This window comes from Ectorhizobium quercum (assembly GCF_026552795.1).
GTDB lineage: Bacteria > Pseudomonadota > Alphaproteobacteria > Rhizobiales > Rhizobiaceae > Ectorhizobium > Ectorhizobium quercum.
In genome coordinates, this window is record NZ_JANFPI010000002.1 from 830,429 (window position 1) to 843,012 (window position 12,584).

Here is a 12,584-nt window from a genome sequence, read left to right on the forward strand (position 1 = left end):
TCCGCCTTTCTTATTGGACAGGACCCTCCGGCGGGAGCAGCCTTGGTCACGATGTAATCCTGCATGCCTTGAGGAAAATGCGATGACCGAACCCTTATGGACCCTTTCTGCAACCCGTCTGCGTGACGCCTACCGGGCGGGGACGCTGCGCCCCGGCGAAGTGCTGGAAGCGGTACTGGAACGCAACGCCGTGGTTGACCCGCGCCTTAACCTGTTTGCGACGCTGGATGTGGAAGGTGCGCGCGCTGCGGCGGCCGAAAGCGATGCGCGTTTCGAACGCGGCGAACCGCTCGGCGATTTCGATGGTATTCCCGTAACCATCAAGGACAATATTCACGTCAAGGGTCTGCGTTGTGCCTGGGGGAGCAATCTCTATCTCGACCAGATTTCCGAAGAGGACGAGTTGCCGGTCGCGCGCCTTCGCGCCCAGGGTGCCGTCATTCTCGGCAAGACCAATGTTTCCGAATTCACGCTCGGTCGCGGCAATGTCAGCACACTGGCCTTCGGAACCACGCGCAATCCTTGGAATCCGGAACTGACGAGCGGCGCATCGACGGGCGGTGGTGCCGCAGCCACCGCGGCGGGTGTGGCCCCCATCGCATTCGGCACCGATGGCGGAGGCTCGATCCGCCGCCCGGCCGCCCATAACGGCCTTGTGGGGCTGAAGCCCTCGACCGGCCGTGTCGCCCGTATCAATGGCCTGCCGCCCATTCTTCATGATTTCGAGATCATCGGGCCTATCGCCCGCACGACTGCCGATCTGGCGATGGCCCTTTCGGCAACAGAGGGTCCGCACCCGCATGACCGGCTTTCATTTGGCTTCACCAAAGGTAAGATCGAGCCTGTCCGCAAGGGTCTGAAGGTGCTCTATGTACCGCAGCTTGCCGATATGAAGGTGGAGGAGCCGATCCGCATATCCTGCGCCCGGGCCGCCGAAAATCTGGCAGCACTCGGCTTCGAGGTGGAGACGGGCGAAGCGCCGTTCGAGGTTGCCCTGTTCGAGAAGCATTGGCCGTCTATCGGAGGATCGGGCCTTGCCTGGCTTCTGAAGGACACGGACTGGGAAGGTAGGATCGGGGCAGCCTACCCGCCGATGATCGAGAAGGGCAAGTCGCTTTCCGCTGTCGATTATGTCGACGCGCTCATGGCTTTCCGAACGATCTACGCCCAGCTTGCCATCGCTTTCGATACGTACGATTTCATCATGACGCCTTCGGCGGGCGCCATGCCGTGGAAGGCGGAAGAGTTCGGCCCTCCCTACCACCGCGCTTTCACGGGCTTCGTAAATTCCGCGGGTCTGCCGGGCATCAGCATACCATGCGATCCTGCCGAAGACGGCATGCCCATCGGCTTCCAGTTGATTGCTCCCTTCGGGAAGGACTGGAATCTTGTGTCGGTCGCAGCGCTCTACGAGCAGAACCATCCGTGGGCCGACCGTCGCCCGCAAATCTGACGGATCGGGCGCGGCGGCAATTCAGTCGCCGCGCCTCAGCCCCGCCGTCCAGAGCGGGCTCAGCAGCATCAGCCCGACTAGCCGGATCAGGTGATGCCCGCTGACGAAACCGGGATCGAGATTGAGGGCGAAGGCGAGAACCGTCATCGCCTCGACGCCGCCGGGTGCGAAGGCCAGCCATACCTCGTTGAACGGCAAGCCTGTCAGAAACGAAGCCAGCGCCGCAAAAATCGCCGCAATGACAATCGCCGCGGCGATGCTTCCCATCGCAGGCCGCAGCACGGCGATGATGGCCGCCGGATCCGTTCCGCGCAGGCGCGCGCCGATCGCCGAGCCGACGATGACATAGGCGGAGATCAGCACGGCTCCGGGCAACACGCCGGAAACCGCCCCCGTGGCATGGAGAATGCCGCTGCCGAGTAGAGCCCCCAGCAATAATCCTCCCGGAATGCGCAGTCGCGCGCAGGCCAGCCCGCCGGCGCCTGCGGCGGCAAGCATCAGGAAAATATCGGCCGGACCGGCCAGGACCGCATGTGCCTTTTCGGGAAGGGCCGGGCTGACAAGGAGCAGGACCGGCACGAGAGAAACCAGCACGATCTGGCGAAGCGTCTGGCTGACCGTGATCCGCATCAGATCGCCGCGGCTGTCGCTTGCTATGGCCAGAACCGCCGAGAGCGCTCCGGGCACCGAACTGAGGCGGGCCGAAGCGCTGTCCCATCGATGCCGCCGCGCCAGATATTGCGTGCCGACCACCATCGTCGCAATGACCGACAGTGCAAGCAGGATAATGCTGACGGGCCATTTTTCCAGCTTGCCGAGCATTTCAGGAGAAAGCCCCGCCCCCATCGAGGCGCCGAGCAAGATAAAGGCCGCGCTGCGCAGCCGATCGGGAATCTTGAGCGGGCGTCCTGCAAAAACAGCGGCAATGACCGCGATCATCGACCCGCACAGCCAGCCGGCCGGCATGCCTGCCAGTTCCAGAAGCGACCCGCCGGCCACCCCGATGGCAAGGGTTTCCGCGACGCGCATCCACAAGCTGCGGTCGTAAAGGCCCGACAATTTTCCGGCCATTACCGTAGAGCCAGTTCCGGCCAGCGATCTGCCCAGGGATACGCCTGTTCGAACGATCCCGCGAGATCGAGAAGAGCGTCATCCGCGCCGAATGCTGCGACGGCCTGCAAACCGACCGGCATACCGCCGGCTCCCCGACCGACAGGGATTGAAATGCCGGGATGACCGCAGGCATTCACCCAGTTGGTGAAGACCGCATGGCCTCGCGGACCTGCTTCCTTCCCGTCGATGACCGGTGGGAACTGGGAGTCGCGGGGCCAGGCGTGCGCCGCCGATGCTGGCGTGAGAACCACGTCGAAATCCTTGAAAAGCCTTGCGGCAGCGACGCGAAATGCGTCGAGCGTCTCGATGAATGTCAGGTAGTCGGTCACGGAAAGCTTCGCTCCGGCTTTCGCCTGGTCGGAAAACGGCACAGAAACCAGTTCGTGGAACCGTGCGTCGAGCGCGGCCATCTTCGCGAGCCCGGTATTGGCGAGAATCGGCCAGCCGGCATTCACCGATGCGAGATCGAGCGGCAGCGGACCACGTTCGACCTCATGCCCGAGCGTTGCGAACCGGTCTGCGGCTCTTGAACACAGGGCGACGATTTCCGGATCGACCGGCGCATCCCCGAACCGCTCCACGAACAGGATACGCTTGCGCTCCGGCGTTGCAGAGGCGGCGCCGATATCCGGAAAGCCAAAAGAGCGCGGATCCCCGGAATTGGCGCAGCCGATAACGCTCATGATGAGACGGACGTCGTCGACCGTGCGGGCCAGCGGACCGACGACCTCGCAATCGGCCAGAAGCGGTGGAAGACCTCCCTGCCGCGGAATGCGGCCAATCGACGGTTTGAGGCCGACAATCCCGGTGTAACCGGCAGGGCGGCGAATCGAGCCGCCGCCATCCGTTCCCAGCGAATACGGCACAAGCCCGGCCGCCACGGCCGCGACCGAACCGCCGCTGGAGCCGCCCGGCGTCAGCGCCGGGTTCCAGGGATTTCCGGTCGAGCCGAAAACCGCGTTTCCTGTGAAGCCCCGCAGCGTGAATTCCGGAACGTTGGTCTTGCCGACGATAACGGCCCCTGCCTGGCGCAGAAGCCGTACCGGCAGTTCGTCTTCCGCAGCAATATAGTCGCGATAAAGCTTCGTTCCCCAGACACAGGGCATATCCGCCACCAGAAGATTGTCCTTGATGGCGACAGGAATGCCGTCGAGCGGCCCGAGCGGCTTTCCGGTGGCAAAACGCTCGTCCGCCTGCCGGGCCGCCGCACGCGCACCTTCGGCGTCGAGATGCACAAGGCAGTTCAACTCGCCGTCCAGACGTCCGATGCGCTCGAGATAGTGCTCCAGAACAGCAATCGACGACAGCGAGCCTTCTCGCAATGCTGCACCGAGCTGACGCAGGTTCAGGCGGTATATCGAGTCTTTCATATCAATGACCTGTCTATGCGATTACTGTGAGGAATCCGGAGCAAGCCAGGCGCGAAGCCCCTCGCCGAGGAACGTGATCCCGGCAACCAGAACGAACATTGCAAGACCGGGAATATTCACCAGCCAGGATTCGAAGAAAACGAAATCCTTGGCCTCGGCGATCATCAATCCCCATGAACTGTCCGGCGGACGGATACCCAGCCCAAGGAAGGACAGCGCAGCCTCGAGCAGGATCGCGTGCGCCATTTCCAGCGTGCCGACAACGATCAACGGACTGACAAGATTGGGAAGGATCTCTCCGATCATGATCCTCACATTGGAAAGGCCCGCCGCCTTGGCTGCAAGCACGAATTCGGCATTACGAAAACGCATCGTCAGGGATCGCGTCACGACAAGGAACTGGTCCCAGAGAAAACAGGCAAGGATCAGCATCATCAGCCCTAGGGAATTGCCGAGAAGACCGACCAGGGAAATCGCCACCAGCATGATGGGGAGACTGAGCCGCACGGTCAGCAGGAACATGACCGCCATATCGACGCGCCCGCCGAAATACCCTCCCAGCAGGCCGAGCCCTATGCCCATGACTGCTGAAAGCACGATCGTTCCGAAACCGACGAGAAGCGAAAGCCGCGCGCCATATATCAGGCGGCTGAGATAATCGCGTCCGAGATGATCGGTACCGAGTATATGATTCCACGTTCCGCCTTCCATGAAAACCGGCTGGACAAGGCGATTGGCCAGAGATTGTTCATAAGGCGAGTAAGGAGCGATCCACGGCGCGAGGATGGCGACCAGCGTTATGAAGCCGATAATCAGGGCGCCGGTCAGAAGACCCCAGCGCCCGACGGGGATACGTGGCCCTTTCCAAAGGCGTGCGGCAGGGGCGCTGCCGGTAATCCGAGAGTTCATGGTCATTCCAGTTTGATGCGGGGATCGATCATCATATTGACGATATCGGCAAGCAGCGTCAGCACGACATAGGCCGCCGAAACGGCCAGCAGCGCGGCCTGCACCACCGGATAGTCATTCTGATTGATGGCTTCCCACGTGAGATAGCCGATCCCGTGAATTGCGAAGATGTTTTCCACCACGACGGAACCGCCGAGCAGAAAGCCGAACTGGACCGAAGCGACGGCCACGACCGGCACGAGCGTGTTGCGCAGGGCGTGGTGCAGATAGATCTGCCAGGGACGCAGCCCCTTGGCCCGCGCGGTGCGGATATATTCCGAACGCATGACCTCGATCATGCCCGCCCGGGAAATACGGATGATGGCCGGCATCGAGTAGAAGGCCAGCGCCATGGCCGGCATCACCAGATGCCGGACAGACCCTCCCCCCGAGATAGGCAGGACCGCAAACTGTATTCCAAGGACGAGGATCAGCAGGAAGCTCAGCCAGAAGATCGGCGTCGAGACGCCGAGAAGAGCGATGAACAGGGCAATGCGATCGATGATGCTTCCGGGAGCGCGGCCCCCGGCCATTCCGAGAGGTATGGCAATGGCAAGCGCCATCGCAATGGCCATGGCTCCAAGAGAAAGTGTCGCGGGCAGGCGTTCGGCAATCAGCGAAAGCACCGGGCTGCCATAGTAGAACGAGGTTCCCACATCGCCCTGGAGCGCCTTGATGAGCCAGTTCCAGTATTGCACCGGCAGCGGCTTGTCCCAGCCATAGGTCTTGCGCAGGAATTCCACGTAATCCGCGCCGCTTCCCTCGCCGGCCAGCGAGATCGCCAGGTCGCCCGACATTTTCAGCATGAGGAAACTCATGAAGGAGATCGTCAGCATGACCAGTACGGCGAGACCCAGTCTGCGGGCAATGTAATAGGCCATCGGCATTTATCCCTGCATTGAACAATTCCGCCCCGCTGCGAAAGCATGCGGGGCGGACCATCCTCATTTCCAGTTTGCACGCCAGAATTCGACATTCTCGTCGGCCGGAACCGGCACATCGACGCTTTTCGACATGACGTAGTTGACCGGCATGCTGAACAACGGCGCCCAGTAAGCCTTGTCGGCAATCTGCTTCAGGGCTGTTTCGTAAAGGGCTTTGCGCTTGTCCTGATCGGCAATCGTACCCGCTTCCTTCACGGCCTGCGTCACGACAGGATCGCGGGACTGGTCGTCGGGAGATTCGGCGAAGAAGAACGGCAGGATGGCGCCGACATCGTTCACGCCGGCCGAGCCGAAATCGTCGATGACGATCGGGGTCTTGTGGTCGCGTCGTGCCTGGATCACTGCCGAATATTGCAACCAGTGAAGGTTCGCGCGGATGCCGATAGCATTCAGGTAGCCGATGATGGCCTCGGCCACGGGGCGGCTGCGATAACCGTAGATATCGATATCGAAACCGTTGGCGTAACCGGCCTCGGCCATCAGCGCCTTCGCCTTCTCGACGTCATAGGGATATTGCGTCACATCGGCAAAGCAGCCGAACTGCGAAGGCGTGCATGCCGACGGGATCGGCTTCGAAGCGCCGCCGACCAGCGATTTGGCCATTGCCTCACGATCCATCGAATAGGCAATCGCCTGGCGGACACGTTCGTCTTTCAGCGGGCTCGCCGGGTCCGACAAGCCGGCCGCATCGAGCGTCAGGAAGCCGATGCGGAAGGTTTCGGCGTTGATGACATCGACCATCGGCATGCGCTTGAGCTTTTCAGCCTGATCGGAAGGAATGTAATAGGCCCAGTCGATGCCACCGCTGATCAGCTCGGCCACCTGGGTGTTCACATCAGGGATGGCGCGGTAGATGAACGTACCGATCGCGGGCTTGCTCTTGCCGCCACCCTCGAAATAATCCTCGTTGCGTTTGAACACGACATCGTTGCCGCTGCGCTCGGCAATCATGAAGGGGCCGGTTCCGACAGGCTTTTCGGAAAACGCCTGAATTCCCACACTCTCACGGTACTTTTTCGGTACGACCGGCAGTTGGATGATGTATTCCAGCGCCAGAGGCGCGACATCGTGGCCGACAATGCGAACCTTGTACGGATCGAGAATATCGACGCGCTCGATCCAGCCGCCGGTCATGCGGTTGAAGACCTTGTTTTCAGGATCGGCCGCATACATCAGACTGTAGGCGACATCCTCTGCCGTCATCTGGTCGCCGTTGTGGAATTTCACGCCCTGGCGAAGATCGAACTCCCAGGTCTTGTCATCGACCTGCCGCCACGCGGTCGCGAGCAAGGGCTTCAGTTCGAATGTGTTCGGATCGCGATAGACCAGCGCGTCATAGGCGAGCAGACCGAGAAGAAAACCCTCGCGCCCCGGGGAATGATAACGGTCGAGGCTCGGGAGTTTCGCCTGGAAGGCGGCGACAAGCGTATCGTTATCCTTGCCTGCGAAGGCATGCACCGGCAAGAAGGCAATCGTTGCGGCAAGCAGCGACAGAACATTTTTTCTGAGGCTCATGGTCATGGCATTCTCCATTTCAGGACGGGCGGTTTTCAAGAGGAATGAAAGCAGCAAGAAGAAGCGCGCGCGCCTGGTCGGGATCCACGGGCAGGACAGCAGACAGCAGGCGGCGCGTATAGTCATGCACAGGCGCGCGCAGCACATTCCCGACCGGGCCGTCCTCCACGAGCTTTCCGTGATACATGACGGCAACCCGGTCACACAGTTCGGAGACGACACCGATATTGTGCGTGACAACGAGATAGGACAGTCCAAATTCGACCCTGAGCTGTTTCAGCAATTCGAGAATCTGCGCCTGCACGGATACGTCGAGCGCCGACGTCGGTTCGTCGCAGACCAGAATTCTGGGCTCGTTTATCAGCGCCCTCGCAATGGCCACGCGCTGACGCTGGCCACCGGAAAGTTCGTGGGGAAAGCGCCGGGCAAAGGATGCCGGTAATTCGACCTTCCGCAGAATGTCTTCCACCCGCGCTTCCACCTCGTCCCTGCTCACCTTGTGTGCGGCACGCAACGGCATCGAGATGATGTCGACCAGACGCTTGCGCGGATTGAGCGAGGCATAGGGATCCTGAAAGACCGGCTGGACGAGAGAGGCCAGATGAAGACGCGAATAGGTGCTGATTTCACGCCCGAAAACCTGCAAGTCGCCGCGGGTAGGTTCGAGCAGACCGAGCATCATGCGCGCAAGCGTCGTCTTGCCCGAACCGGACTCACCGACCAGCGCGAGGGATTCTCCCTCGTAAAGCCTCAGACTGACCTCATTGACGGCAATGAACGGCTCCTTGCGGCCCTTGACGGCAAATTCGCGGGTGGTCATGGCCGCTTCGAGCGCAATCGTGCGTGCAGTATTAACCAGCATGGGCAGTCTCCACGCGCGGGAAGTGAGCAAGGCCCGGCGCCTTCGGCACGGCGGCGATCAGGGCTTTCGTGTAGGTCTCGCGCGGGTTTCCAAGCACCTGCCTGACATCGCCCGTTTCGACGATCAGGCCGGATTTCATCACCGCGATCCTGTCGGCAATCGCCGCAACGACACCGAGATCATGGGTAATGAACAGGATCGCTATTCCGAAACTTTCCTGTACGGATTTCAGGAGCGAAAGGACCTGGGCCTGCATGGTAACGTCCAGTGCCGTCGTCGGCTCGTCGGCAATGAGAAGCTGCGGCTCGCACATCAGCGACATGGCGATCATCGCCCGCTGGCGCAAGCCGCCCGAAAGCTGATGTGGATATTCATCCATACGTGTTTCGGGCCTGGTGACGCCAACCCGGTCCAGCAGGCCGATTGCCCTTGCACGGGCCTTCCGCCGGTCGCGCGAAACGTGGCGCAGATACACTTCCTCGAGCTGCCTGCCAATCGTCATGGTCGGATTGAAGGCCATCGTCGGGTCCTGGAAGATCATGCCGATCGCACGTCCCCGCAGATCCTGCATCTGCCGCTCCCCGTAGCGGGAAATATCCTGTCCGGCAAAGATCGCACGGTCCATGCGGCGGGTCGCTCCGGCGGGCAGCAGATCGAGAACGGAAAGCGCGGTCAGCGATTTTCCGGATCCGGATTCACCGACAAGGCACAGGGTTTCGCTACGCCCGACCGTAAAGGAAACGCCCTTTACAGCATGCAGGAGACCTTCCTTCAGAGAGAAATCGACCTCAAGGCCACCGATATCGAGGAGAGTATCCAACCTTTTCTGATCCTGTCCGGTTTCTTTATTTTGTTCCCGGTAAGGACAATTGCAGAGTTTTTCCATTAGAACTAATACAAAACCTCTATGTCGACATAAGGAATCGGTTATGAACATTGGCCTCCGCCAGTTGGAGACATTCCGCCTTTTCGCACGTACGCAGAGCGTCACCGAAACGGCACGCCTGATGCGCGTTTCGCAGCCGGCTGTCAGCCAAACGCTGAAAGAGCTGGAAGGGCAATTCGGTTTTGCTCTTTTCGTGCGTTCGAACGGCAGGACCCGGCTGACAGTCGAGGCCAATAACGTATTGCCGGAAATCGAACGTCTTTTCGCCCAGATGGCATCGCTGCGAGGCAAGGCCGAAGAACTGAAGGACAACCGGGCCGGCGCATTGTCGATTGCTTCGGTCCCTTCATTTACGGCGCAAATACTGCCCGACGCCATCAAAACGTTCAGGGCGGCGCGCAGTCAGGTGAAAATCCGCACCGAGGTACACACAGCCAGCGATGTCGTAAGGCAAATCCGTCAGGAATACTGCGATATAGGTTTTGCGTTCATGCCGCTCGACGAGGTCGGCGTTTCAGTGCAGCCGCTCCTGCGCATGTCGATGGTGTGCCTTGTACCTGCCGGGCACGCTCTCGCCGGCAATGACATCATCACCGCCGCCGACCTGATGAAGCAAACGATCATCGTTCATGGCGCGGAAACCACTCCGGGCTTTATCCTGCGCGAAAGTCTGGGTGAAGAGGTCGCGGGTTTTCAGGTTCTGACGACGAACCAGTCTGTGACCTCGATGCACATGGCGCAAAGCGGACTGGGCATCGCATTTGCCCACCCGCTCGTACTGGCCCACGATCCGCTGGGAAAAGTGGTCGCCATTCCCTACGAACGTCAGGTCCCCCTGACTTTCGCGCTTCTTTATTCGCGCAACAGACCCGTTTCGCGCATTGTTCTGCAATTCGAGGCAATATTGCGCAAGAGTATCATGAGCTTCAACCAGGAGCTTCAGGATCGGGGACTGGAAAGCGAATGCCTCATATAGGAGATTATGAACAGGGATATGGTGTCCTCTCCGCTTGACGTGCTCCCCAAAAACTGGATCGTTCATAATTGGAGTTTTCTGCGATAATTTCCCGGCTGGGAGAAGGAGCGGAAGCGATGAAGGCATCGAAGTTTTCCGCCATTATGTAGCAGTTGCCACCAAGCTTTTTCTTGACAGGGTTGGCGACTGGAAATGCGGCACATCCTACCGCGCGCTCTGCCGTCTCCAGGCAGAGATTGGAACTTGCGGTATCTATGTTTGATGGCCCTTGTGCCCATCTCGTCCAAAATTCAACGGTCGCGCTGTTCGGCCAGAAGCGCGGTTCAGCCACTCTCACACGGCTTGGCAGAAGACTGGCATCTCCAACCACAAGAGCTTCGCCGATATCAAGTACCGGGAGTAGATCACCGAAACCGCCAAGACTGTCGGGGAGCAAACGCCGAATAACCGCTTGATCGTCAACGTTGGTCAACCGCATCGCGATGACGTTATTGCACTGGCTGAGGACCGTTCTGTTCACCTCGGCAGGTCGCTGACTGATCACAACCAGTCCGACCCCATACTTTCGGCCTTCCTTGGCAATTCGCTCGAATATCCCGACCGAAATGTCATCGACGGAATCCCGTTTCGAATGTTCAGGAATGTAGAGATGGGCCTCGTCGCAGAACAGTGCGACCGGATGCCGTCGGTCGGCAAGTGTCCATTGCGCGATATTGAAGATCAGCCGGGCAAGGAGGCTGACCATCAAGGGCAAGATATCCGATGGAACCTCGGAGAAATCGATAATCTTTATTCCCCCACGGCCATCTGCCTGGTCGGTTCGTCCGCCGACCAAACAATGGGCCATTTGGACAAGCCAGTCCATCTTCATGCATTCGGCATGTGGCTGGAAGAGGAAACCCAAGCGACGATCCGCACGTTTTGCTTCAAATCTGGCGATCAGGCGGCTGAGCTTTCCATTGAAGTCTCCAGCTTTATCCGTGCCAGCTTTTGCGCCCGGGACTCTCTCAGTATCCAGACGCACTAAATCATTTAGGACGCTGTCGATGTCGAACGGCACAGGGCTATCGACCGTGAAGTTCGCAAGAATATCCGCATGTGCGCCTGCTTCGAGAAATGCCCTTTTCGACGCCGTGATGCAACTCGACATGACCATCGCCTGGTTAGGGGCATTCTGATCCGTCCGATCGACGAACAAAGAGACCATGGCCTCATATCCGAGTAACCAGTATGGCAGATAAAGAACGCCGTCCGCCAGTCCTCGCCCCTGATCCAGATCGGCTGGCCCGGCAATGCGCAGATGGCGAAACTCATCGCCTTGCAGCGTGCCGTACTCACCATGGATATCGAAAAGGATGGCATTTGCGAGCGGCAAGGCTGCAATTTGATCAAGGAGGCGGGCTGTCGTGACTGACTTACCCGAACCCGTACTTCCCACCACGACAGCATGCCATTGGAACAGCCTGTTCCCATTCAGATAGGCGGCAGCTCCTTCATCAAGCGTGTAGGATCCAAGCTCCAACCGAGGGCCGTCGGCATCAACGTTGGAAACAACTTGCATAAAGGAGTGAACCGCTCCGGGTTTGCCGGAGGCTGATTTTCGTTAGTTACGCTGCCCTAGATTCATTTTCCAGAGCTGCGTAGAAGTTCACCTCAGCTTCGGCTGGCGGGATGTTCCCGATCGGCTCGAGCAGTCGGCGGTTGTTGAACCAGTCCACCCATTCAAGTGTGGCGTATTCCACCGCTTCGAAGCTGCGCCAAGGGCTGCGGCGATGGATCACCTCGGCCTTGAACAGGCCATTAATTGTCTCAGCCAAGGCATTGTCATAGCTGTCGCCAACGCTCCCAACCGAAGGCTCGATGCCCGCTTCGGCCAGACGTTCGCTGTAGCGAATGCTCAAATATTGCGAGCCGCGGTCCGAGTGGTGAACCAGCCCCATCCCCTTGGCGGGCTGCCGATCATGCACGGCCTGCTCCAGGGCATCGAGAACGAACCCCGCGTGAGCCGAGGTGCTGACACGCCATCCGACGATCTTGCGGGCATAGGCGTCGATCACGAAGGCGACGTAAGCAAATCCCTTCCAAGTGGCGACATAGGTGAAGTCGCTGACCCCGAGCATGTTCGGCGCAGGCACCCGGAACTGGCGGTTCACCTTGTCCAGCGGCCGCGGGGCTGAGCGGTCTGGGATCGTCGTCCTGTGCGGCTTGCCACGGATGATGCCCTGAATACCCAGCCCCCTCATCAGCCTCGCCACCGAGCAACGGGCGACATCGAAGCCTTCGCGGCGCAGTTGCCGCCAGATCTTGCGCACGCCATAGACCCGATAATTCTCTTCAAAAACCCGCAGGATCTTGGGGCGCAGCGCATCGTCACGGCGCGCCCTGTCGGACTGCCGCGCCGGATCGGCCCGCTTCGCCAGATGGCTGTAATAGGTGGAGTGGGCGATCGGCAGCACGCTACAGATCGGCTCGACCCCATGCATCACCCGGTGCGTGTCGATGAACGACACCATCACT

Annotated in this window: 11 protein-coding genes and 1 other annotated feature; of the genes, 2 read left to right on the forward strand and 9 right to left on the reverse strand. The window is 59.9% G+C overall.

All coding sequences use genetic code 11. From position 1 onward, the window contains the following. Positions 1-82: 82 nt before the first annotated feature. Positions 83-1,453, forward strand: a complete 1,371-nt coding sequence (locus NOF55_RS08560) for an amidase (protein ID WP_306410921.1) — start codon at positions 83-85, stop codon at positions 1,451-1,453. A gap of 21 nt (positions 1,454-1,474) precedes the next feature. Here NOF55_RS08560 and NOF55_RS08565 read toward each other — a convergent pair whose 3' ends face one another. The 7 genes from NOF55_RS08565 to NOF55_RS08595 form a co-directional block, all read right to left on the reverse strand. Then, positions 1,475-2,524, reverse strand: coding sequence for an AbrB family transcriptional regulator (locus NOF55_RS08565; protein ID WP_306410922.1), 1,050 nt, complete (start codon positions 2,522-2,524; stop codon positions 1,475-1,477). Beyond that, positions 2,524-3,936 carry an amidase gene (locus NOF55_RS08570; protein WP_306410923.1) on the reverse strand — a complete coding sequence of 471 codons (1,413 nt, stop codon included), beginning with the start codon at positions 3,934-3,936 and terminating at the stop codon, positions 2,524-2,526. Before NOF55_RS08570 ends, NOF55_RS08565 begins: the two co-directional genes overlap by 1 nt. 21 nt (positions 3,937-3,957) lie before the next feature. Next, on the reverse strand, positions 3,958-4,845 hold the full coding sequence (locus NOF55_RS08575; protein WP_306410924.1) for an ABC transporter permease: 888 nt from the start codon (positions 4,843-4,845) through the stop codon (positions 3,958-3,960). A 2-nt stretch (positions 4,846-4,847) separates the two neighbouring features. After that, entirely contained in the window at positions 4,848-5,765 is a 918-nt protein-coding gene (locus NOF55_RS08580) for an ABC transporter permease (RefSeq protein ID WP_306410925.1), read from the reverse strand. Between the two features lie 63 nt (positions 5,766-5,828). Next, positions 5,829-7,343: an ABC transporter substrate-binding protein gene (locus NOF55_RS08585; protein WP_306410926.1), complete on the reverse strand. Its 1,515-nt coding sequence runs from the start codon at positions 7,341-7,343 to the stop codon at positions 5,829-5,831. Between the two features lie 19 nt (positions 7,344-7,362). Next, positions 7,363-8,205 (reverse strand): ABC transporter ATP-binding protein, encoded by an 843-nt coding sequence (locus NOF55_RS08590; protein ID WP_306410927.1) that lies wholly within the window; start codon positions 8,203-8,205, stop codon positions 7,363-7,365. After that, positions 8,195-9,142 carry an ABC transporter ATP-binding protein gene (locus NOF55_RS08595; RefSeq protein ID WP_306410928.1) on the reverse strand — a complete coding sequence of 316 codons (948 nt, stop codon included), beginning with the start codon at positions 9,140-9,142 and terminating at the stop codon, positions 8,195-8,197. Before NOF55_RS08595 ends, NOF55_RS08590 begins: the two co-directional genes overlap by 11 nt. Here NOF55_RS08595 and NOF55_RS08600 point away from each other — a divergent pair. After that, positions 9,135-10,067, forward strand: coding sequence for a LysR family transcriptional regulator (locus tag NOF55_RS08600; RefSeq protein ID WP_306410929.1), 933 nt, complete (start codon positions 9,135-9,137; stop codon positions 10,065-10,067). The two genes, NOF55_RS08595 and NOF55_RS08600, sit on opposite strands and share 8 nt — an antisense overlap. A gap of 4 nt (positions 10,068-10,071) precedes the next feature. Here the strand turns inward: NOF55_RS08600 and NOF55_RS08605 are convergent, their stop codons facing one another. Then, positions 10,072-11,628: an ATP-binding protein gene (locus tag NOF55_RS08605; RefSeq protein ID WP_306410930.1), complete on the reverse strand. Its 1,557-nt coding sequence runs from the start codon at positions 11,626-11,628 to the stop codon at positions 10,072-10,074. Between the two features lie 46 nt (positions 11,629-11,674). Beyond that, positions 11,675-12,584, reverse strand: a 910-nt coding sequence (locus NOF55_RS08610) for an IS3 family transposase (protein WP_306410931.1), incomplete at its 5' end; no start/stop codon positions are given. Then, positions 12,507-12,584 (reverse strand) — a sequence feature (AL1L pseudoknot). This feature is flagged as partial in the annotation. It overlaps the preceding gene by 78 nt.